Source organism: Salicibibacter cibarius (genome assembly GCF_016495725.1).
Lineage (GTDB): Bacteria > Bacillota > Bacilli > Bacillales > Marinococcaceae > Salicibibacter > Salicibibacter cibarius.
The window spans coordinates 3,261,652-3,283,781 of record NZ_CP054705.1; the positions used below are offsets into that span (position 1 = coordinate 3,261,652).

Below are 22,130 nucleotides of genomic sequence, written 5' to 3' on the forward strand. Positions count from 1 at the left end.
CCACAAAGATCGGGCTTTGATTTTATTTCAACAATTGCGCCTCGATTCAGGAAGACTAATCATTCTCATAATCACGCTTTTGCCTTTTACCAGATCGTACAACCAACCAAATGATGAAACTAACTAAAGATATAAAAGCAGCAAGAGCAATATTGGCAGTACCGATAATGCCCACCTTACCCCTCCTATTTCATTGTTCCAGATTTGCGCTTCGTTAACGGAATATTTATCAAAATGAAGAATTTGCATCAAGAAACGTTCGTCAGACCAACCTGTCTCGTAAATGAACCCCCTTTAAATGGAGGTTCGATTTCTACTACCTGATTACTTTCTGTTCCAATAAACATTTTCTCTCTTGTGTCTAATACCATCAATCATTACAACAGATTCTTCTTCATCAACTTCAAATACCAGGATAACTTGATACAAACCAAGCCTTACCCAATACGCTTTCAAGGTCCCGTTGGGTATTTGTTTTGCAGTCAAAGTGGGCATATATGATAATCGTTTATATGCATCCAAATATATCCGTTCTTTAACTTCTGGAGGATAAGCAAGTATATGACTCAATTCATCAAGGGCAGCTTGTGACCAATAGACATTATAAATTTTGTTCACTTTCAAACTCCTTGATTTTGTTTTGAAGATACTTTAACCCCTGTTCTTGATCATAAATACGTCCATTTGCACGATCTTCACGACTTTGTTCTATCTGACGAATGAGTTCTTGATCCTCAGAAAAAAGATCTATATCCATTTGATCAATGGCTTCTCTTTCCCGTTTCATATTTAAATAACCAATAAAGTCATATACCTCCACCGTATCTTCTTCGTGAATAAAGTCAATTAGCCGTTTTAGATCTTCACGGTTAACACTCATTTTAAACACCGCCTCGCTATTTATTAACACCATTATAACATGGTTATTTTTGCACACCCTGAAGTGTGATCAATACATGGGTATTTTTACACACCCCTACGAGAAATGTTCGATTCAGAATGTACTAATAACATTGCACTGCCCATGAAAAAATGTGCGCTTCTTTATTCCATTAGAGCGCCCGTTTATTGTAACAGTGTACTACTCAATGTAACCTCTTTTCTGAAAGGCTCCTGATAAGGGGGTTTGAGACACATATTTAAAAAGTAAATCGTTTAAAGTATTGATTTCCTCTTCTGTATATATTTTTTGGAGACTTTGATAAATTGTTTTTTCAACTTCATTCACTTTTTCTGCTTGCTCAATTCCAAGAGAACTTAATTTATATCTTCTTAAGCGATTGTCTTTGTTGTCCACCTTGCTTATGATTAACCCTTTTTCGACCATTGTGTTAATCAACCTCGAAGGACTACCCGTTTCACAAATTAATCTTTCACCAATGTCTTTTAAGCTAATAAATGGTTCTTGTTGTAGTAATCTTAGAACTTCTGCTTGCGATGGTGTAATATCTAAACCTTTAAGCATCTTCATTAATTGACGGTTGCCTTCTCTTTGTGATGCGAGAATAAGATATCGGAAGATCTCCTGATTTCTATACATATGCTCTCCCCTAATCTAGCTCAATCGTCTGCGGCTGTATATTACGATCGTGATTAACAATGATTTGATCTATATACCCTTCTATACTTTTCAACCATTCCAATGACTGAATGGCTTGCTTCTTATTACTCGTAATTCCAGGATATACTAAATTTTTCCATGAATGTGGAGAGTACCCGACATCACTCGCCAAGAGTATTCGTTTATTCTTCGATTGTAATAAAACACTAAACATTCCTTTTGTGTGCCCTGGCGTATAGACTAGAACTACCGATTGATCGCCGAACAAATCATATTCCATCTTAAAGGGGCGAGCAGTATTCTTGTCAAAGGCAAAAGTATTGACGTTTACTCCTTCCCACATTTTGCTATTATAGTTGATATTGTTTTGAGCATCTTTCCATTCGATGTTGCTCACCAATATGTTTTTTGCTCCAGCAACATGAGACAAACCACTAACATGATCTGCGTGCAAATGAGTCAACAGAACGTATTCAAGATCGCGGACATGTACCCCTACCCTTTTTAAATGTTCTGGAACAGATTCTCCTTCGGGTAGATCTCCCTTAAACATGGAGTTGATCAGTCTGCCCAAATGCTCTTTTTGGTTGTTTCGTATATCCTCATGCCAACCCGTATCAACAAGTATATAACCTTTCGAATGCTCGATAAGATAGATTGAAACTGGAGCCCAAAGTGATTTGGATTTCCCTCTAAACCAACCGGTAAATGGCATGGGGTGTAGAGTACTTTCTTTATAAGCTAATGCTCTATCAATTAAAACCTCACCCGTGTGCAGTATATGAATTTTCATGGTTTCTCCTAATTTATATGACATGTCATATATCATGGATGATGTGTCACGTAAATGCAAAAAAAGTATTCCCATCTTTTTATTCAATTAACTGGCTCGATAACTGAATAAACAACATAGTTAAAGGGCGGGTATGCAACCCGCCCCGATAGCCTATAAAAACTGCAACAACATCGTAGCCAAAGAAAAATAAATCGTAATCGACACGACGTCAATAAAGGTTGTGATAAACGGTCCCGACGCAATAGCGGGATCGAGTTTCAGCCGATTAATAATTAAAGGGACGAGGGAACCAATCACTGCCGCGACGCCCAAAGAAAGAAAGATCGAAAATCCAACAATGAAGGCTAAAAAGAGATCCCCGTCGTAAAGGAACGGAATCAAAACGATGAGCGTCAATGCACACGCAAAGCCGATGACGAGACCCGTGCCTAATTCCCTAATTAACGCCCAAAAAAGTCCTTTTTTTTCAAAGTTGCCAAGGGCCAAGCTGCGGACAACGACCGCCAAGGATTGTGTTCCCACATTTCCGGCGGAGCCCATCAACATTGGGATAAAAGCCGAAAGCAAAACGACTTGTTCCAGTGTCTCTTCAAACTGACCGATAATACCCGCGGTGATCATCCCTAAAAACATGAGCAAAATAATCCATGGTGCCCGTCGCTTTGCCGCAGTGAACGCGGAAATATTCACATCTGTCGTCCCTCGCGTCGTCGAAAATTCAGCCAGATCCTCAGTTGCTTCTTCTTCTAGTACATCGATAACATCATCAACAGTAACAATACCCAACAATTGATTGTGCGTAGAAACAACAGGAGCCGCGAGAAAATCATATTTCTGGATTAGGCGTGCCACATCTTCCTGATCATCGTTCACATGAACGGAAACGACGCGACGGCTCATCACATTGCCAACCTGTTCATCCAAGGGAGCGACCATGAGATCACGCAGAGAGACAACACCGGCTAATTTTTCACTTTCATCCACGACATACAGATAATAAATCATCTCGGCATCCGGCGCTTCGTTGCGCAACCGGTTTAAAACGTCACCGACTTTTTCCGTTTTATGAAGATGGATGGATTCTTTCGTCATAATCGCGCCGGCGGTTTCTTCTTCATACGTGAGTAACTCTTTGACGTCTTCGGCTTCTTCCGAATCCATACCGGTCAAAATTTCTTCACGTTCTTTTTCTTCCAGTTCCCCGAGGAAATCGGCAACATCATCCGCATTCATATGGTTAAAGACATCGCTCATGTCTTTATTTTCCCATTCATGAACCATATCCTTTTGTTCTTCAACATCCAGTTCTTCAAATATATCCGCAAGTTCCGCAGCCGTCATTATCTCGTAAAAACGATTGCGGTTCTCTTCTTCCATTTGTTGGACGACTTCCATTTGATCGACGGGATGCAGGTCGAGAAACTTTAAGCGAAAAGCGGTGTCTTCACCGTCTTGAAGCAACGCCAACAAATCCCGGTTGTAGGCAGCACGTGTTTCGTCATTCAATTTAACCACGATTATCCCTCCTGCAAGCCGCCTCTTGCTATCAAACGGCAAGGGGCGGCTGATGAATTGTCTGTTCTGTCATGAGTACATGATTATGATCGCTCGAATCGAGGACCAAACGCCCCCCACCTCCTTTTGACTGAATATTCATGAAAAAACCGCCTTCTTCTCTCGAAAGGCGGCTCACTGAAGCAATAACAATTGCTCCAATACGTTTGCCTCCATCGTAGAGCTTTAGCACTGTGCGGCATAGGACAAATGCCAGCTGCATTAAAAGTCACCTTAGCTCGATGACCTCTGTTTACCCATTGGCGTCTTTAGACATTTTTGGGCAGCAGCATTTCTCCGCACAGGAGCCTCACCTAACGAGTTGAATCATTTTCCTTCTATGCCGCTTTTGACTATACAGAATGGAGAAAGTGCTGTCAACCGGGGCTATTACTTCCATCCTGTATGTATGTAAATGCTCCATGTGCAGACAATAAAGTGAAACTTCCATCAGAGTTTTTTTCATTCCCATCTGATGGTTAGTTGAACGAATCGGGGTGTTAGTCGCCCGTTATTCCAGAGGTCAGATTTCAGAGGGCAGAGGTAGGAAAAGGCTTTTTTCAAGGTCTTCCGATTTCCGGGTTCCGTTGCCTGACTTCTAGGAAAGCGGGCGCTTATCACCGGGATAAATCCTAAAAGGGGGAGGTAAAGAATGCGAAAGCGGGCAAAAAAACAACTTGGCGACGACTATGACTACAATATTTCGTTATTACAAAAAGAACTACGTGCCGATAAAAATTTTGACATCATTGAACAAGAATATCATTTCGGCGGCAAAAAAATGTCGCTTTACGCGGTCGATGCATTCACCAACGATTTAGTTGTTACCCAAATTATTGAAAATCTATCTGCACTTGACGCAAAAGCGCTCACGAAAGACCCCATCACCCGTCTGGAAGAGCGATTGACCCCCATTGCAGAATTGGAACGGGAACATGAATTAGAGGAATTAACCACCCAAATCCTTTCCGGGCAAGCTGCGTTTATCGTGGAAGGATGCAACGAAGCTTTGCTTATGGATGTGCGGGAATATCCCGTTCGAGAACCACAAGAACCCGATATGGAACGAGTAGCCCGCGGTGCCAAAGATGGATTTGTGGAAACCCTTGTTTTTAACAGCGGTCTCATTCGCCGCCGTCTGCGTGACCCTTCTTTGGTAATGGAAGCCATGCGGGTCGGCCGCCGTTCGAAAACGGATGTCGTCATCAGCTACATTGAATCCATTGCCGACCCGGAACTTATACGACGGCTAAAAAAGAAAATCAACGCCATTGATATAGACGGTTTACCCATGGCCGAAAAAACCATCGAAGAATTTCTTATAAAAAAAAATCTGGCACCATTCCCGCAAGTTCGTTATACAGAACGTCCCGATTCAGCAGCCGTTCACCTTATGGAAGGGCATGTGCTCGTATTGGTTGATGGCTCAAATGTCGTCATGATTGTGCCCACGACCTACTTCCATCATCTCCAACATGCAGAAGAATACCGGCAGGAACCATTCGTCGGCTTTTTTTTGCGGTGGATCCGTTTCTTAGCTGTTTTTATTTCTATCTTTCTTCTCCCAATATGGTTTCTTATTGCAGACAATGAAGCATTCGGTCCGGAAATGTGGGGGTTTCTAGGAATTGAAGAGGATTATAACCTGCCGTTGTTTACGCAAGTTCTCGTTGCTGAATTTGGCCTGCAAGTCTTAAGAATGGCCGCGATTCACACGCCGGACGCATTAGCGACAGCCTTAGGCCTTGTCGCTGCCATTCTTATCGGTGAAATTGGCGTTGAGGTAGGAATATTCACGAATGAAGTCGTCATGTACGCCGCCGTTAGTGCCCTCGCCGGGTACTCTACACCAAGTTATGAGTTGGGGCTATGCAATGTGCTGATACGAATCGCCCTTGTTCTTGCTGTCGGCTTCTTCTCATTGTACGGGTTTGTGATCGCCGGGCTTTTGATCTTCTTAGCACTCGTCAAAACGAAAATATTGAATACGCCTTATTTGTGGCCCTTCCTCCCTTTCAACACTAAAGCTTTTATAGATTTACTGATACGTATGCCGCAGCCGTATAAAAACTTTCGTCCCACTTTCGTTCATCCGCTGGACCAAAAAAGACAAGCGAAAAAGAGATAGCGGGGTCACCGGGCGGGAACCCGGAGTGGTTTTTGCCCCATGACGGGTTCATAGCGACCGTATTCGGGCGGGGACTTCCAGTTCGGGTTTCATGGCGCTCCCATGGCGACCGTATTCGGACGGAGACTTCCAGTTCGGGCTTCATGGCGCTCTCAGGACGACCGAAATCGGATGGAGTCTTCGTGTTCGGGTTTCATGGCGCTCTCAGGGCGACCGTATTCGGGCGGAGACTTCCAGTTCGGGCCTCATGGCGCTCTCATGGCGACCGAATTCGGACGGAGACTTCCAGTTCGGGGTTCATGACGCTCTCATGGTGACCGAAATCGGACTGAAACTTCCAGTTCGGGCTTCATGGCGCTCCCATGGCGACCGAATTCGGGCGGAGACTTCCAGTTCAGGCTCCATGACGCTCTCAGGACGACCGAATTCGGACGGAGACTTCGTGTTCGGGCTCCATAACGCTCTCAGGGCGACCGAAATTGATCGTATCCCTCGGTTTCGGTCACCATGCCCTCCATGGCGACCGGGGCTACGTTTTGTATCCCATTTCCTTCGATTTTTGTGATACATTATGGGTAGATCCTTAACAAAAGAACCGCTTATTTTAGGAGGAGGAGAAACAATGGAACATGTCATTATTACCGGCGCCTCAAAAGGCTTGGGGGATGCGATGAGACGGGCATTTCTCGGGCGGGGAGCGACGGTGCATGCCTTAGCCCGATCACAAATTTCCGAAGCAAAAAATCAATACAGCTACCAAGTCGATGTTAGCGATGTCGACGCGCTCATCCAAACGTTTCAATCGATTTTTTCCAGAATTGATAAACAAACATGCACGGCTCTCACGTTAGTGAACAACGCCGGACTTATCTCTCCCGTCGGACCCGCTGCCCAAAATGATCCGCATGAAATCGCCAAAAGCATTGCCGTGAATGTGAGCGCGCCCATGATTGCGTCGAAAGCGTTTTTGGAACACAGTGAGCATTTTTCTGCAGACCGAATCGTATTAAACATCAGTTCCGGCGCGGGCAGGAGTCCGATGGAAGGCTGGAGCGCGTATTGCACCGGAAAAGCGGGCCTTGATATGTATACAAAAACCGCCGCCCTCGAGCAAAAAGATGCGGCCAATCCCGCCCGTTTTCTTTCTGTAGCACCCGGCATTATCGACACGGATATGCAAACGACGATTCGCGGCACATCAAAGGATTCATTTGAACACGTGGACAAATTCCGAGCTTATAAAGAACAAGGGGCGCTCGTCGATCCGAATGACACGGCAAAAGCCATGCTTCAGTTACTCGATGACCCGAAAGCCAAGAACGGAAAGCTTCTCGATATAAGAGACTATCTATGAGCAAAGGATTGCGCAATGAAGGCGCAATCCTTTTTCAATCGGTCTCTCTTCGCATTTGCCAGCCAAGAATGGCGTTATAAAGCGCGTGAGCGGCAATCGGCGCCCACAAGGTGTGATTCAATAAAAATAATGCGCCTAGCCAAATGCCCATAACAAAAACAACGATGTGCATGAGCATCTTTCCCTTATATTGCGGCACATGCAAGGCGGTGAAAACGAGTGCATTTAAAACGAGCACCAATGCCGTGTTCCATTCATCAATGACTAAACCCATAAGCACGCCACGAAAAAGAAATTCTTCGGCAACACCCGCCCCCAGCGCGATCGTTACAATTCCGCCACGTGCCCGGATGATTTTTTTTAATAGCCGGGTCAAGTCGTTATCCGGCAAATCAATGTTCGTTACCTTCATGATGATAGTCACAACAAGCGCCATGAGCACGCCGCTGCCAAGCCCGATCAAAACATCACGGGTAAAGAATTCCGGGTGAAAAAGCCCTGCTAAAAAAGGCAGCACCTCGCCCCAACGAAAAATGATCGTTACTAACAGCCCGGCGAGAACCATGAAACCAAATCCTTGCCAAACGGCTGTAAGCAAGCGGGCATTGGTTGTTTCCATCAAACCCCTCCTTCGGCTTAACATTAGAAAAACCTAGCTTGGGAAAACCGCCCAAGCTAGGTCCTTGTCATGATCACTGCCTGTCCGATAGCCGGTACTCATAACCATGAACGCCTTTATAATACTCCGGATACATCTCCCCTTCACATTGTTGGCAGGCAAACATCGGCGGCACGCTTGGATCGCCAGGGTCCATGTGATCAAAATCACGAACGACCGTGTAAGGGATCGCTTCGTGTTCATGACACTGTAAACAAACAAAGTTGACGGTCTTGGGATGCTGATTCGTCGGTGGTTTCTTCTTCTTTTTTTGTTTCTTTTTTCGGTGTTTCGATACGGGGGACATGACCGATCTCCCTTTCCAAATAGCTTCTGGCCGTTTCACCCAAGGCGACTTTAACCACTAATCGCCCGTTCTCAAGACAGACTTCTCCCTTATACTCAAAGTAGTTATCACATTTGGGACACCGCAGAGGATCCTTATGTCCGCTGGCTATAACCCGTTCTCTCCAGGTTTGGCGGCCCAAGGTGCGCTTGACCTGGGTGATCCACGTCTTCTTCGTTTTTTGCCACGCCGCTAGTACCTTTTTACTCACGTTCTTCGTTCTTCTCGAGTACAGCCCATAATGACGGATCGTTTTAAACTGTTCATCTGGAATATGGCGAATGAGCCGACGGATGAACTCCTCGGCACTCACGCTCACATGTTTCTCTTTCCCATCTACTTTGTCATGGTACTTAAACGTCACCATTTGTCCGTCATAGGCCTCGATCCGATTGATCCCAATCGCCGGTCGACGCATATAACGGCCAATATATCGGAGTTGGTCTTGCACCTTTCCCCGTTGTTTAGGGGCATAGATATAGAAGCCTTCTCCGTTTTTGGAGAACGCTTGTTGGAGGCGCGCTTGCACGCGTTTCTTGTCTTTTCCGGATAAATGCTTGCGAATCAGCTTCAAAACAACGGCTTGCCATTGTTTGCGAAGCATCTGGAAGGGGAGAAAATCATACGTTTTCCATGCCCCTTTCTTTGTCATCCCGCCCATTGTCACCAGCATGTGAATGTGGGGGTTGAAATTGACTTGGGAGCCAAAGGTATGTAACCCCACAATGATCCCCGGGGTCACTTTTTTCTTCTTCTCGAAATATTCTTTGAGCAACCGTGCGCCTTCATCCATCAACGTTTTCAATAATTCCCGGTGGAGCAGAAACACTTCTCTTAATCCCTCATCGATCGTCAGAATCACATGCCGATGGTTGACCTGGAACACGTCTTCCATGAGCAGACGACTCCATTCCTCGCTTTCTCCAATCGAACAGGTCGTACAAAATCGCCCTTTACAGCGATAGGGGACTTTTCGAGTCTCGTGGCAGCCTTCGCATACAAAGAGCTTGAATCCGTTCTCGGGATTCCCACAATCCCGGAATTTTTCCACTTCTTTATGGACAACAGGGCGGATGCGATCCCCGTGTTTTTCGACAAATTGTTCCCAATGATGATGGTGGTCAAAGAATATACGTCGAAGAATATTAGGTTCCATATCTACACCCTAACACATTCCCCGGCATAGAGGGAGCCAAAATTTATACTTTCTTATCTTTAAACAAAAAAGAGCGACTGCTTCTTTTTATGAAGCAGCCGGATCAATTTGAGCCATAAAATCTTCGACGTGTTGTTCGCTCATTCCGCCGGTTCGAATATGCTGAACTTCGCCGTCTTCGTCAATCAAATAGGTGGCGGGAAGTTCCCCGACGCCGTATTGGTCGAGCACATTGCGGTTTTCATCCATCAGGATCGGAAAATTCAATTGATGGCGCTGGGCAAAACGATCAATCGTTAATTCGGACTCACCAACATTGACAGCCAAGATTTCCACATCTTCATCTGCGTATGCTTGGTACTGATCTTCCATGTAAGGCATTTCCTCTTCACATGGCGGGCAGTACGTTCCCCAGAAATTCAGAAACACGCCCTCACCTTCATAATCGGCAAGTTCCACCCTCTCGCCATCCATGTCCATTAACGCAAAGTTTGGCGCCTGTTCCCCTTCGGAAACCATACTCGGTTCTGCTTGAATAAAATTCGTGTAAAACACATAAAAAACCCCGGCGGTAAGTGTGAGCAATATCGCCGTACGCATCAATAGTCGGCGGCGTTTTCTTTTATACCTTTCCTGTTTATCCATGTTCCCACCTCAACGCAAATTTTACTTATTATAAAGGATCTCACAAGCTCAGGGCGTAACGCAAGTGTGACACACCACTGTTGGATAATTGTCAAAAGCCGCGTCTACAAACTATTAAGCAATCCTTCCCCATTCGTTGTCGGGCGCTGACAAGCGAAATTTTCACAAAGATAATACGTGTTTTTTCCATCTATCGCCGTGAAATCCTTAGCAAATGCCGGCGCATCCTTCTCGCCTTCCCTGATCACGAGTGGCTGGATATGAGGGGTGAAGGACGTTCTTAAATGCCGGATCACGGGATCATCTTCCAAACCATCGCCATTGGTAACAATAACGAGTGTTTTCCCGCGCCATTCATGCATAAGCAACGCCTGCAATAAATGAAGATGCCCGATCGGATAACGCTCTAAGCGCCAACTTGTTGTTTGCAAAAGTTCATGCACGTCATTGAAAAAAGACTGGTCAGCCGTGATTTCCGCCAAACGCAACAATTGCACGGCAGCCACCGAATTGCCGGCAGGCGCGGCTCCGTCCGACCATGATGACGGGCGTGTAAGGAGGGTTTCTGCATCTGTGCCCGTGAAATAAAAACCGCCGCTCTCGGCCTGAAAAAGCCGCTTCATCTCCTGTGCCAGATAACTGGCCTGTTGCAAATATTCCCCTTCATAAGTCGCATCATACAGTTCCAAACTTCCCCACAATAGGTTGGCGTAGTCATCGATGAAGCCTTTTTCCTTTACTTCTCCGTCACGATAGCGAACCATAAGGCGACCTTCCTTGAATAGCTCCGATGTCAAAAACCGATAGGCTTCTTTTGCAAGGTCAATGTAAACAGACTCGTTAAATGTCGCTCCCGCTTTTGCGTATGCGGCGATCATGAAAGCATTCCAGCTTGTTAAAATTTTATCGTCCTTATGCGGATGCACTCGACGTTCACGGACGTGAAACAGCTTGGCGCGGCTTGCATGCAATCGGTGGTCCAACGTTTCAAGCGACACGCCGTGTTTCGATGCTATTTTTTGCAAATCGGCATCGATTTGATTAGGAATGTTTTTTCCTTCAAAATTTCCCATGTCGCTAATGCCATACACATCACAAAATAACGCGCCGTCCTCGTCACCAAGAACGCCCATGATTTCCGCTTTCGTCCAAACGTAAAATTTTCCTTCTTCCCCTTCCGAATCGGCATCTTCCGCTGAGTAAAAGCCACCATTCTCAGCGCGCATCCCGCGCGAAACATAATCCAGGATTTCTTTTGCCGTCTGTTTGTATGACGCAGCGCCGGTTACCTGATACCCTTCCGTGTAGGCGATCGCCAACAACCCGTTGTCGTAGAGCATTTTCTCAAAGTGTGGAACGAGCCAACGATGATCAACGGAATAGCGAGCGAAGCCGCCGCCGATATGATCGTAGATGCCACCGTCGCGCATTTGCTTTAGCGTCCTTTCCGCCATTTCCAGCGAATTGGAATCATTCGCCCAAGTTGCATAGCGAAGAAGGTAGAGAATATGTTGCGGCATCGGGAATTTAGGCTCCCCTTCCAGCCCGCCATACGTTTGGTCGAATTGCTCTTTCAATTGGTTGTATGCATTTTCGAGGGTATGCACGCCGATGTCTTCCGGATCTGCTTGCATCCCCTCGGCCAGCGCTAGCTTCACCCGATCGCCAATATCCGTAATCCGGTCCCGGTTCTTTTGATACTGTTCGGCGAGCTGCGGCAACGCATCGAGCATCCCCGGCATTTGTTGCATGCTTTGTTTCGGCATGTACGTCGCCACGTAGAACGGGGCTTGGTCAGGCGTTAAAAACGCGGTGAGTGGCCAACCTCCGTGGCCGTTCATCGCCTGGCAAGCATCCATATAAATGGAATCAACGTCCGGCCGTTCTTCCCGGTCGACTTTGATGGAAACATAATCGCGATTAAGCAACGCCGCTACTTCCTCGTCTTCAAACGATTCGTGGGCCATAACATGGCACCAATGGCAGGTACTGTAGCCGATGGACAAAAAAACCGGTTTATTTTCCGCTTTTGCTTTCGCAAATGCTTCTTCCCCCCATTCATGCCAATCAACAGGGTTATAAGCATGTTGAAGCAAATAGGGAGATTTCGCATGGATCAGCGTGTTCGGGTTTTCTTGAGCAAACATCGTATCACACCTTTCTCCTTTATCATCCGTTGTACCCTTATTGCCTACGTATAAAAACAAAATACGCCATGGGATATGCGGACATCTTCAACTACTATTGAATTTACGAAGGAATATCTTGCCGGCCGTATTAGAAAATAAGCCCCCGCATTCAAGTAGGAGCGAATTCTCATTTTAACAGCATTCACGTAAACCTTTTAATAATTTTCAACACGAACGTACAATCGCTTTTTGCCGTGCTACAATCGTCTAATGAGGAAGGGGGAGGTGGTTGGATGACGGCATTCGAAGCAATAAGTTTAGTCGCACAGGCGACTATAACACTCATTGTATCCATTGTCGTCTTCTAAACAAAAAGAAGAAGTAACCGCCCCCGACCATGGTAGCGATTACTTCTTAGGATTGAACATCTTAGTGGTCAACCGCTCTTTATGGAGCCGGATTGTAGTTGCCGGTACCGGACAATTATTTCTGTTCGATACCTATTTCTAAGCATAGTATATAATGAAATCATTATACTATCAATTTATCATTGCTGGTCAGTCGGGATTTCGAGTACCTCTGCCTTTCAGTCAGCGGTGCTGTAAAAAACATGCGCTACCCTACTCTCCGCTCCCAACTCAAGACTCGCATAGGAATAAAACGGATTGGCTCGTTTATCCGTTGGGGAGCCGGGGTTGATGAGCAACTGTTTCTTGAAATACCTTAGCGACGGAATGTGGGAATGGCCAAAAATGATGATGTTAACATCCTGTTCCGAAAATGCCTCAACCGCCCGTCTTTCAGTCGAATTTCCGTGTCCATGCCCGTGCACGATGCCAATGCTGTATCCGTTCAGTTCGAGGACCTGCTTAGCCGGAAAACGTACACGGACCCCATCGTCATCGATATTGCCATGTACTCCTTCCACCGGGGCATAAGCGGCAAGCGCATCGTACACGCCCAAGGTCGACCAGTCTCCTGCATGAATAATAAAATCAACATCCTCCAGTTCCTGTCTAAGCCTGAACGGTAACTTTGGGACCTTTCCTTTCATATGCGTATCCGAAACGACGATGACTTTCAACATAAACACCTCGCTTCAAGTTGTTATGCGGGAACGATGTTCCTAACTCCAGAGCTTCCCCTCATTCATTCAACGCCGTCTCCAACGTGTCGATGTTCATCTCCATCATACTAAAATAATCTTCGCCATTTGCCATGTCTTCTTCAGAGACGGATTCCATGTTACGAAGAATCAGGCTTTCCGCGCCGATTTCCTCTTGAATCACTTCGGTCACTGTGCTGCTTACGTTATTTTCGAAAACTACGTAACCGATGTCGTCCTCTTCCGCGATCTCGACGATTTCGGCAAGCTCTGCCTGGGAAGGCTCTTCGTTTGAAGAAAGCCCGAGAACACTCAATTGCTCCAATTCATAGCGATCTTCCCAGTAACCATAAGCGGCATGGGAGACAATGATCTGATCGCGCTCAGCCTCTGCAAACGTCGATTCCAACGTTTGATCGAGTGCTTCCAAATCATCTCGAAGCGCTTCATAGTTTTCCGTAAAATAGGCTTCCTGCTCAGGTCGCAACGCGATAAGTGTATCCTTAATATTTTCCGCAACATCTATACTACGGATCGGATCAATAAAAATATGCGGGTCGCCGTCTCCGTGCTCAGCGTCGTGTTCATGATCGTGGTCATGGCCGTGGTCGTGGTCGTTGTCAATAAGTTCAACACCCTCCCCCGCCGGGATCATATCCACATCCTCATCAGCAAGCATCTCTTCTGCTGTTTCGACAAAACCTTCCATGCCCACGCCGGAATGGATAAAGGCATCGCTTTCCGCGAGTTCAATCAACTCATTGGCTGTCGGTTCAAAAGAATGGGCGTCTGCATTCGGAGGATAGATGCTTTCTGCTTCCACTTCATCGCCGCCAATTTTAGACGCAAAGTCTTCCAAAGCAAAAACAGTTGTATGAATTTCTAACGGGTCCCCATCCCTTTCGTTATCCGAGCTTTCTCCTTCTTGACAACCGGCAAGCGCAATGCCGGAACTCATCATCAAAACAAATAATTTTCGCATCCTTAACATCCTAATAAATGTAATTGTTACGATTTAAGGTTAGAGGATCGTATCTTGTATGTCAATGCCTCTCTACATTTTTCCGGTCATCTAGTATACTTGGAATAAGCAAAGAACCGGAAAGGGCTCAATTTATGGATGTAGCAACCGTCACGCTCGCGATTGTAACAATGGCGCTTATCATTGTGCTTGGGGCAGCCGTCGCTTTTCGCTTTCCAATCACGGACAATACGAAGCAGCTTTTCATGGGCATTATCATTAATATCGCTGTACCGGCCATTATTTTAAACGGCATCTTTAACACGGACATATCCGAACAAATCATGCAGCAAGCGGTTATGATCTTTATTTTTTCGATTATTTTACATGCAGGTGCCGTTTTTTTTGCTTTTTGGATCGGCCGCATGTTTCGCTTTCCATCGTCCTGGGCAAAAAAACTCGCGATTCTTTCCGCGTTCGGCAACACCGGATTTATCGGCATCCCGCTTAGTTTCACCATTTTCGGTCCGACCGGCGGATTGCTCGCATCCGTATTTAATGCGGGGCTTGATTTACTTATTTTTTCGCTCGGGATTTTCATGCTGCAATCCTATGGACGCTTTGACTTCCGGCAATTAAAAGCGTTGCTTAACACTCCATTAATCGCCTTGGTCGTCGGTGGACTATTTGCAATTAGCGGCCTGGATGCCCCTATCATCCTCCAAGACTTGACCGAGATGTTGTCCAGCCTTTCGGCGCCACTCTCGATGCTATACATCGGCTTTTTGTTGCCTCCTTTTTTTAAAAAAGGACAAAAATTTGTATTTCCGGAGCTTTGGTTTCCATTATCCATGCGTCTGCTCATCATTCCGATCATTAGCATTACCATCATCGCTTTTTTGCCGGTGGATGATTTCTTGAAACAATTGTTCATTATCCTTGTGCCCTTGCCGACGTTCACCTTGGCAACCGTTCTTTTTTCACGGTACACGGATCATGAAAATGAATCGGTGATGACAATCATCTATTCAACGATCCTTTGCCTGATCACCATTCCGATTATTGCCGTCTATGCCAATTTTCTATCTTAACGAGGAGGAGTATTTATGCGTGAAGCATTAATTGTCATTGATTATACGAATGATTTCGTGGCACCGGAAGGAAAATTAACATGCGGGGAGCCAGGTCAAAACATAGAGGGGATGGTAACATCCATTTTGGAGCAGTTCCATCAGCAGGAAAAAGAGATTTTCTTTGCCGTCGATGTGCATGATGAAAATGATCCTTATCATCCTGAGACCGAATTGTTTCCACCCCACAACATCCGTGGAACGAGCGGACGCGACCAATATGGACAGGTCCAAACGTTTATCGAAAAACTCGGTGCGGAATGGCCGGATCATATCCACTGGTTGGATAAAACCCGTTACAGTGCATTCACCGGCACACCTTTGGAACTGCAATTGCAGGAAAGAGGCATTACCCACCTCCATCTCGTCGGCGTGTGCACGGACATCTGTATTTTGCACACCGCCGTCGATGCCTATAATCGCGGGTTTACACTGACGATCCATGAAGATGCTGTGCAAAGTTTCAACGCCGATGGGCACACATGGGCACTCGGCCACTTTAAACATTGCCTTGGTGCGAATGTTGTCACAGGTTAACACCATAGAAAGCGAGGATCAAAATGAAACCATACGTTTACATTGCACACCCTATTCCATCAAAAGTAGAAGCTTATATCGCCGAACATTGCGAGTATAAAATCTGGAATGAAGCAAACGAGAAGATACCCAAAGGTCAATTAAAAGAAGAATTAAAAAGCGCCGATGGCGCCATTCTAACAGGATATGACGTCGACGAAGCGTTGCTCGCGGACACAGAGAAGCTCAAGGTTGTAAGCACGGTCTCTGTTGGGTATAACCGCTATGACACGGCTGCACTAAAGAAGCACAACGTTTATGGCACCCATACGCCCCATGTTCTCGATGAAACGGTCGCTGACTTGATTTTCGGGCTCGTTTTATCCGGCGGACGCAGGATTGCCGAACTCCACGAGTATGTGAAAGGGGGACATTGGGGCGAGGAACCGGACAGCGCTTTTTATGGCTATGACATTCATCAGCGCACGCTCGGGATCATCGGCATGGGGAGAATCGGTGAAAAAATCGCAAAGCGGGCACGGTTTGGCTTTGACATGGCCATTCGTTATTACAACCGGTCCCGGAAACCGGAAATGGAGGAAAAATACGATGCCGTTCGTCTCGAATTGGACGAGCTCTTGAAGCAAGCCGATTTCGTCGTGCTTATCGTTCCTTTAACGGACGATACCTATCAATTAATCGGCCAACGTGAACTCGAGTTAATGAAATCCAGTGCGGTTCTGATCAACGGGGCGCGAGGGCCGGTCGTTGATGAAGACGCGGTTGTCCAAGCTTTAAAAAATGAAACGATCTTCAGTGCCGCACTCGATGTTTTTGAAAAAGAACCGCTTCCGAGCGATCACCCACTGCTGTCTTTGCGCAATGTGACGTTAACGCCGCACATCGGATCCGCTACTCGAAACACAGATGAATCCATGATGATGCGAGCCGCCGAAAACATGGTCCAAGGCGCTTACGGAAAGACGCCGAAAGACGTGGTTAAAGAGTTGCGGTAGGGAAAAATTTACTTAAGCAAAAATAAACGATGCTTGCTTTATTTACACTATCAGAAAGTATCAATTGCTCGGATGGTCGGATAAGAAAGACTTTGACTTTCGCCATCCTTGGCGATAAGTCAAGTTTTTTGGGACAAAGACACTAGTGCAGAAGAGTTGAATTAAATGATCACACCGCTGCCGGCCACGCGTGAGACTGTCTGTTGGCGACCGAAAGACGTCTGACTTTCGGAGTTACGGCGTCAAAAGTCGTCTTTGATAACCGAACGGCTTTCGCTTACCGGCGTTAGGTCGTCAAAAGCTTTCGTTGGCAACCTAACAGCTTTTAAAAGCTCGAATTAGGGAACCAAAGCTAGTGTCGTGGATAAGTTGACCTTCGAAAATCGACAGTAGAATGCCAATAGGTCGGAACGAATCAATCTTGATTGGTGTGATCAAGAGATTCAGCCACTCTGCACTAGTGGATTATGGCTGAATTTCCTCACACTTGATGATTTTTACCTTCCGGTTGTTCCAAATGACTCACTCATGACACCTCTGATTAGGATATTATTGCTTTTAGAGGTGTCATAACTCGTTCATGGCACCCCTGATTGGATTATTTAACCTTCGAGTGGTTCCATGACTCATTCATGGCACCTCTAATTGGGGTGATCTTCCTTCTAGTGGTCTCATAAAAGGGATTTCGGACGTTCTCTTCGCGAGGGCTAATATTAAACGCGCTTCTATTTTTGGTATCGCAACCACTGGGTGGGGATCTGGCACGTTTCCTAAATTTGGCGCACAACAACGATGGGGATCGCTTATTTCAGCCGTCCTGCACTAGGATAAGGATTCGATTTGGTTTATCCCCCAGGCTTCCCTTCGTTTGAGGAATTAGGTCAGAGTTGTAATCCCTTTCAATCCGCTTTTCCTCTGTTTGAGGGACTGGCTTGAAGAGCCACTAGTAAAAACGGCTAAATTTGGGGTTAAACCTGTGTAGGGAAGTCTTCTACACATCCATTTTCTATTTTAGGTGCCCGCCTCCGATGCTGAATGACCGACTAATACAAGCCCTCTGCACTATAGACGTCCGTCCCGCGTGATCTTCATTCATCTAATCATCGAACTGAAAAGAGCGTGCAATAATGCACGCTCTATTTCTTCCTAAATCAATTGATAAACAGACTTGCGATTCTCCACTTCTTCATTAATTATTTAATGCAATTTCCAATGTTTCAATGTTCATTTCCATCATACTGAAGTAATCTTCACCTGCTTCAAGGTCGTCTTCAGAGATGCTTTCCATATTTCGCATGATCAAACTTTCCGCTCCAATTTCATTTTGGATCACTTCGGTTATGTTACTGCTCACATTATTTTCAAAGATAACATATCCCAAGTCATTCTCTTCAGCAGTATTGACTAATTCAGCCAAATCTGATTGTGAAGGCTCTTCGGTAGAAGAAAGACCGTGAACGCTCAGCTGCTCAAGCCCGTACCTTTCTTCCCAATAGCCATATGCAGCGTGTGAGACAATGATTTGATTACGATCGGCTTCATCAAAGACGCGTTGCAGTTCTTGATCGACGTCTTCTAAGCCTGCGCTCAACTGCTCAAAATTCTCTTCAAAATATGCTTCTTCCTCTGGCAATAATTCAACCAACTCATCTTTAATGTTTTCCGCCAGTTCAATACTTCGTACAGGGTCGAGGAAAATATGCGGGTCACCATCGCCGCCTTCCCCGTCATGATCATCGATCTCAATGGTCACTGGCGCCGATTGGGCATAAGCTTCATGGTCATCATCGTACAATACGGCCATCAGCTCTTGACCGTCTTCGGCCGGGGCTTCATATTTTTCGGTATCTTGGTCCGACACCGCCTCCCATTCACCATCCTCACCATCGCGGGAATACCAGTGCCAGTGGTCATAATCTACGTCTTCATTCAACTCGGCAGTTAATGAAACATCATCTCCCGTATGGTAATGATCAAGTAATCCTTCAATCTCTACACCTTCCGATGCTTGCTGATCGTGGCCATTCCCATTGTCGTCATCGTCTTCTTCATGGCCGTGATCATGGTCCTCTTCGTTGCTATTCCCGTCATCATGATCATCGATTTCAATGATCACCGGCGCAGATTGGGCATAAGCTTCGTGGTCATCATCATACAATACGGCCATCAGCTCTTGGCCATCTTCCGCCGGGGCTTCATATTCTTCGGTATCTTGGTCCGATACCTCCTCCCATTCTTCATCTTCACCATCACGGGAATACCAGTGCCAGTGGTCATAATCTACGTCTTCATTCAATTCAGCAGTAAGCGAAACATCATCTCCCGTATGGTAATGATCAGCTAACCCTTCAACCTCCACACCTTCCGACGATTGGTGATCGTCATCGTTTCCATGCGCATCATCTTCCCCATCATCGTGGCCATCTCCACGTAAATCGATGTTTTCTGCGGCCGGAATGATGTGAGCATCCTCGTCAGCAAGTGCATCGTCCACCGTATCCGCGAACGGTTCCATCCCTGTTAAACCAGAATAAATAAAGGCATCTGATTCAGCAATTTGTACCATATCATTAGAAGAAGGCTCATAAGTATGCGCATCTGCATTCGGTGGATAGACACTTTCTGCCTCCACAAATTCCCCACCAATTTTTTCTGCAAAATCTTCCAGTACATAAAGGGAAGTGTAAATGGAAAGCGTATCCTCAGCATTTTCTTCGGGTTCACTCTCTTCCTCTGTTTCTTCAGCTTGACAACCGACAAGCATCAATCCCAACACTAAAAATGTTACGTATACATAAGGCTTCATAAGGCTTCCTCCTCCAGTTTCAATCCTTTACACTTAATTACTGGTCCGCTTTTTTCTCATGCGATTTTCGATTTTCATCAAACCACCCCTCCATCTTGCTCCAATAATCATCACTTTTTTATGCATGTTTCGTTTCTCCATCCGCCAATAAACTAGAATATCCCCCATTTCGGTATGAAACCTTCCAAATCACACAATGTTGCGGATACGGATAAATTTTCGGTCTGCAAGCAGAAGACCTCTTGCTACATGCAATGCAATGCAATGTTTTCTTTTGATCATTTATCAACTTGCTTTCTTAACGCCCGGGATCTGTCCTTTATGTGCGTACTCACGAAAAGCAATACGGGACATTTTATATTTTCGCAACACGCCACGCGGACGCCCCGTAATTTGGCACCGGCTTGTCAACCGAGTTGGCGATGAATCGCGCGGGAGTTTTCGCAAGGCTTTATAATCCCCTTCTTCCTTCAGCTTTCTGCGAAGCTCCGCATACTGTGCAACAAGTTGTTCTCGTTTTTGCTCTTTCACGATCTTCGATTTTTTTGCCATTCATCGTCACCCTTTCAATTTTAAAACGTAATGATTACGATCTAAGATTAAAGCAACTTTTTCCCATTGTCAAATGGAAAAAAACTTATATCCTAATCTTTTTTATTCAAAATATTTCTTCCACATGGTTGATAATCATACTGATCGCGGCTTTACTGCCTTCACTGGCAGCAATAACAAGCTGAGAAGGGCCAGTTGCATTGTCTCAGCTTGCATAAACTCTCTTAATTAACATTTGTACGGCCATAGGGATCGGCTTTAATTCCCTATATCATTCATCTCCAAATCCAGATCCTCTGCAAAGAAATAGTTGGTTTCATAACTTTGACCGTCCTCCGTTTGAATCAGTAAAGAAGCGGTAGCATGTGCAATATCCACACCCCCGATTCTCTTGAACGGATACCGTAGGACTTTCTTAAATCTTCATGAGCCGCTTTTTTAAAGTCAGCCGGTTTGATTCCATCCCTGGTAATAAAATTATGAGATTCATGTGTAACCGTTATGAGGCGTATCATCTCAAAATTTATATAACTTCCCTATTGTTTTTCTTCGAATATGATGGTAATATACAAAGCGTAATTATTACGATTTACATAAAAAAGGAGTGAACTTGTATGAGTAAAAAACTACTCAGAAGCGCAGGAATCGTATCTGTGGCCCTGATGCTTGCAGCATGCCAGGATTCTGCTGCAGACGAGGAAGATACCGAAGTGGCGGAAGAGGAGACAGCCACAGAAGATGAGGAGGCAACCGAAGAAGAGGAGCACGACCACGATCATAACCATGAGTCCGAAGAAAATGCAGAAGCAGGCGATGCCGAAATTGAAGGATTCATAGACCATTACCACACTGGTGATACAGTGGAACTTACGGCAACAACTGAAGAAGATGAAGGCGATGGCCATTGGCACTGGTATGTCCGAGGCGGAGATGAAGGTGAATGGGAAGAGGCTGACGGCGGCGATGGAGATACATTCGAAGCTGAAGCGGTAGACCAGCAGCAGATAAAAGCGACATTATACGATGATGATCATGAAGCCATCAGTGAAACCGAACCTGTTACCGTCATCATTGATGACCATGATGGCGATGTCTATGAAGGATACTTCGATGATGAAGATGTTGAAGACAGGGATATTTCTGACTGGGCAGGAGAGTGGAAGTCTGTCTATCCTTATTTTGAAGAAGGTGACCTTGACGAAGTATTTGAACATAGAGCTGAAGAAAGTGACGATATGTCATTTGAAGATTACGAGGCATATTATGAAACAGGTTATGCCACGAGTGTAGATAACATCGAAATAACAGAAGATGGAGAGTTTACATTCCATGACGACGATGCAACATATTCGGGAACCTATGACTATGATGGTTACGAAATCCTGGAATATGAAGCAGGCAACCGTGGTGTTCGCTACATCTTCGAATTGGATGAAGGAGACGATGAAGCACCACAGAATATCCAGTTTAGCGACCATATCATCGCGCCACAGCCTTCTTCCCATTTCCACATCTATTGGGGAGATGACAGAGACGAGCTTCTGGATGAAGTTGACCATTGGCCAACCTACTACCCTGTAGATTGGAGCGTCGATCAGATCGTAGATGATCTGCTTCTGCACTAATCCAATGAGATAATGAAAAGAGTTATTAGCATATGTGCTGCCACTCACGAAAGAAAGCTTCCCTTTATAGGGGAGCTTTCTCATATATGTTT

The 22,130-nt window shown here is 45.5% G+C and carries 19 protein-coding genes and 1 riboswitch; of the genes, 6 read left to right on the forward strand and 13 right to left on the reverse strand.

The genetic code is table 11. The annotated features are described in order from the left end of the window. Positions 1-324: 324 nt before the first annotated feature. The 5 genes from HUG15_RS16590 to mgtE all read right to left on the reverse strand — a co-directional run bounded on the left by HUG15_RS16590 (position 325) and on the right by mgtE (position 3,872). Positions 325-618, reverse strand: coding sequence for a type II toxin-antitoxin system RelE family toxin (locus tag HUG15_RS16590; RefSeq protein ID WP_200124153.1), 294 nt, complete (start codon positions 616-618; stop codon positions 325-327). Further along, positions 602-880: a hypothetical protein gene (locus HUG15_RS16595; protein ID WP_200124154.1), complete on the reverse strand. Its 279-nt coding sequence runs from the start codon at positions 878-880 to the stop codon at positions 602-604. The genes HUG15_RS16590 and HUG15_RS16595 overlap by 17 nt, the downstream gene beginning before the upstream one ends. Positions 881-1,081: 201 nt before the next feature. Continuing rightward, positions 1,082-1,540 carry a MarR family winged helix-turn-helix transcriptional regulator gene (locus HUG15_RS16600; protein WP_200124155.1) on the reverse strand — a complete coding sequence of 153 codons (459 nt, stop codon included), beginning with the start codon at positions 1,538-1,540 and terminating at the stop codon, positions 1,082-1,084. 10 nt (positions 1,541-1,550) lie between these two features. After that, entirely contained in the window at positions 1,551-2,441 is an 891-nt protein-coding gene (locus tag HUG15_RS16605; protein WP_211202249.1) for an N-acyl homoserine lactonase family protein, read from the reverse strand. A gap of 66 nt (positions 2,442-2,507) precedes the next feature. Continuing rightward, complete coding sequence (gene mgtE, locus HUG15_RS16610; protein ID WP_200124157.1) at positions 2,508-3,872, reverse strand: magnesium transporter; 1,365 nt, start codon at positions 3,870-3,872, stop codon at positions 2,508-2,510. A gap of 203 nt (positions 3,873-4,075) precedes the next feature. Further along, positions 4,076-4,240: riboswitch (M-box (ykoK) riboswitch) on the reverse strand. A gap of 323 nt (positions 4,241-4,563) precedes the next feature. Here mgtE and HUG15_RS16620 point away from each other — a divergent pair. Together HUG15_RS16620 and HUG15_RS16625 are read left to right on the forward strand one after the other, a co-directional pair. After that, positions 4,564-6,039, forward strand: coding sequence for a spore germination protein (locus HUG15_RS16620; RefSeq protein WP_200124159.1), 1,476 nt, complete (start codon positions 4,564-4,566; stop codon positions 6,037-6,039). 622 nt (positions 6,040-6,661) lie between these two features. Next, positions 6,662-7,393 (forward strand): (S)-benzoin forming benzil reductase, encoded by a 732-nt coding sequence (locus HUG15_RS16625; protein ID WP_200124160.1) that lies wholly within the window; start codon positions 6,662-6,664, stop codon positions 7,391-7,393. Positions 7,394-7,427: 34 nt separating this feature from the next. Here the strand turns inward: HUG15_RS16625 and HUG15_RS16630 are convergent, their stop codons facing one another. The 6 genes from HUG15_RS16630 to HUG15_RS16655 all read right to left on the reverse strand — a co-directional run bounded on the left by HUG15_RS16630 (position 7,428) and on the right by HUG15_RS16655 (position 14,414). Further along, positions 7,428-8,012, reverse strand: a complete 585-nt coding sequence (locus tag HUG15_RS16630) for a CPBP family intramembrane glutamic endopeptidase (RefSeq protein ID WP_200124161.1) — start codon at positions 8,010-8,012, stop codon at positions 7,428-7,430. Between the two features lie 239 nt (positions 8,013-8,251). Next, positions 8,252-9,553 carry an IS91 family transposase gene (locus tag HUG15_RS16635; RefSeq protein WP_200124162.1) on the reverse strand — a complete coding sequence of 434 codons (1,302 nt, stop codon included), beginning with the start codon at positions 9,551-9,553 and terminating at the stop codon, positions 8,252-8,254. Between the two features lie 87 nt (positions 9,554-9,640). Continuing rightward, entirely contained in the window at positions 9,641-10,198 is a 558-nt protein-coding gene (gene resA / locus HUG15_RS16640; RefSeq protein WP_200124163.1) for a thiol-disulfide oxidoreductase ResA, read from the reverse strand. Positions 10,199-10,302: 104 nt separating this feature from the next. Next, positions 10,303-12,345 carry a thioredoxin domain-containing protein gene (locus HUG15_RS16645; protein WP_200124164.1) on the reverse strand — a complete coding sequence of 681 codons (2,043 nt, stop codon included), beginning with the start codon at positions 12,343-12,345 and terminating at the stop codon, positions 10,303-10,305. 568 nt (positions 12,346-12,913) lie between these two features. Further along, positions 12,914-13,414, reverse strand: a complete 501-nt coding sequence (locus HUG15_RS16650; protein WP_343073126.1) for a metallophosphoesterase family protein — start codon at positions 13,412-13,414, stop codon at positions 12,914-12,916. 58 nt (positions 13,415-13,472) lie between these two features. Next, positions 13,473-14,414: a metal ABC transporter solute-binding protein, Zn/Mn family gene (locus HUG15_RS16655; protein WP_200124165.1), complete on the reverse strand. Its 942-nt coding sequence runs from the start codon at positions 14,412-14,414 to the stop codon at positions 13,473-13,475. A gap of 134 nt (positions 14,415-14,548) precedes the next feature. Here HUG15_RS16655 and HUG15_RS16660 point away from each other — a divergent pair, with 134 nt between their 5' ends. The 3 genes from HUG15_RS16660 to HUG15_RS16670 are packed head-to-tail and all read left to right on the forward strand — an operon-like array spanning position 14,549 to position 17,055. Then, positions 14,549-15,484 (forward strand): AEC family transporter, encoded by a 936-nt coding sequence (locus tag HUG15_RS16660; RefSeq protein WP_200124166.1) that lies wholly within the window; start codon positions 14,549-14,551, stop codon positions 15,482-15,484. A 15-nt stretch (positions 15,485-15,499) separates the two neighbouring features. Further along, complete coding sequence (locus HUG15_RS16665) at positions 15,500-16,060, forward strand: cysteine hydrolase family protein (RefSeq protein ID WP_200124167.1); 561 nt, start codon at positions 15,500-15,502, stop codon at positions 16,058-16,060. Positions 16,061-16,083: 23 nt separating this feature from the next. Further along, positions 16,084-17,055: a 2-hydroxyacid dehydrogenase gene (locus HUG15_RS16670; RefSeq protein ID WP_200124168.1), complete on the forward strand. Its 972-nt coding sequence runs from the start codon at positions 16,084-16,086 to the stop codon at positions 17,053-17,055. A gap of 1,189 nt (positions 17,056-18,244) precedes the next feature. Here HUG15_RS16670 and HUG15_RS16675 read toward each other — a convergent pair. After that, positions 18,245-19,861, reverse strand: a complete 1,617-nt coding sequence (locus HUG15_RS16675) for a metal ABC transporter solute-binding protein, Zn/Mn family (RefSeq protein ID WP_200124169.1) — start codon at positions 19,859-19,861, stop codon at positions 18,245-18,247. 285 nt (positions 19,862-20,146) lie between these two features. Beyond that, a complete protein-coding gene (rpsN, locus tag HUG15_RS16680) occupies positions 20,147-20,413 on the reverse strand; it encodes a 30S ribosomal protein S14 (RefSeq protein WP_200124170.1) in 267 nt (88 codons plus the stop codon). Positions 20,414-21,027: 614 nt separating this feature from the next. Between rpsN and HUG15_RS16685 the strand changes: the two genes are divergently transcribed. After that, positions 21,028-22,038, forward strand: a complete 1,011-nt coding sequence (locus tag HUG15_RS16685) for a ZinT family metal-binding protein (RefSeq protein ID WP_200124171.1) — start codon at positions 21,028-21,030, stop codon at positions 22,036-22,038. The last annotated feature ends 92 nt before the right edge of the window (positions 22,039-22,130 follow it).

Excerpts from the sequence above, each read along its gene's own strand:
- HUG15_RS16595 (WP_200124154.1), bottom strand. The coding sequence starts at position 880 with ATGAGTGTTAACCGTGAAGATCTAAAACGGCTAATTGACTTTATTCAC.
- HUG15_RS16600 (WP_200124155.1), bottom strand. The coding sequence starts at position 1,540 with ATGTATAGAAATCAGGAGATCTTCCGATATCTTATTCTCGCATCACAA.
- HUG15_RS16620 (WP_200124159.1), top strand. The coding sequence starts at position 4,564 with ATGCGAAAGCGGGCAAAAAAACAACTTGGCGACGACTATGACTACAAT.
- HUG15_RS16625 (WP_200124160.1), top strand. The coding sequence starts at position 6,662 with ATGGAACATGTCATTATTACCGGCGCCTCAAAAGGCTTGGGGGATGCG.
- HUG15_RS16630 (WP_200124161.1), bottom strand. The coding sequence starts at position 8,012 with ATGGAAACAACCAATGCCCGCTTGCTTACAGCCGTTTGGCAAGGATTT.
- HUG15_RS16635 (WP_200124162.1), bottom strand. The coding sequence starts at position 9,553 with ATGGAACCTAATATTCTTCGACGTATATTCTTTGACCACCATCATCAT.
- resA (WP_200124163.1), bottom strand. The coding sequence starts at position 10,198 with ATGGATAAACAGGAAAGGTATAAAAGAAAACGCCGCCGACTATTGATG.
- HUG15_RS16645 (WP_200124164.1), bottom strand. The coding sequence starts at position 12,345 with ATGTTTGCTCAAGAAAACCCGAACACGCTGATCCATGCGAAATCTCCC.
- HUG15_RS16650 (WP_343073126.1), bottom strand. The coding sequence starts at position 13,414 with ATGTTGAAAGTCATCGTCGTTTCGGATACGCATATGAAAGGAAAGGTC.
- HUG15_RS16655 (WP_200124165.1), bottom strand. The coding sequence starts at position 14,414 with ATGCGAAAATTATTTGTTTTGATGATGAGTTCCGGCATTGCGCTTGCC.
- HUG15_RS16660 (WP_200124166.1), top strand. The coding sequence starts at position 14,549 with ATGGATGTAGCAACCGTCACGCTCGCGATTGTAACAATGGCGCTTATC.
- HUG15_RS16665 (WP_200124167.1), top strand. The coding sequence starts at position 15,500 with ATGCGTGAAGCATTAATTGTCATTGATTATACGAATGATTTCGTGGCA.
- HUG15_RS16670 (WP_200124168.1), top strand. The coding sequence starts at position 16,084 with ATGAAACCATACGTTTACATTGCACACCCTATTCCATCAAAAGTAGAA.
- HUG15_RS16675 (WP_200124169.1), bottom strand. The coding sequence starts at position 19,861 with ATGAAGCCTTATGTATACGTAACATTTTTAGTGTTGGGATTGATGCTT.
- rpsN (WP_200124170.1), bottom strand. The coding sequence starts at position 20,413 with ATGGCAAAAAAATCGAAGATCGTGAAAGAGCAAAAACGAGAACAACTT.
- HUG15_RS16685 (WP_200124171.1), top strand. The coding sequence starts at position 21,028 with ATGAGTAAAAAACTACTCAGAAGCGCAGGAATCGTATCTGTGGCCCTG.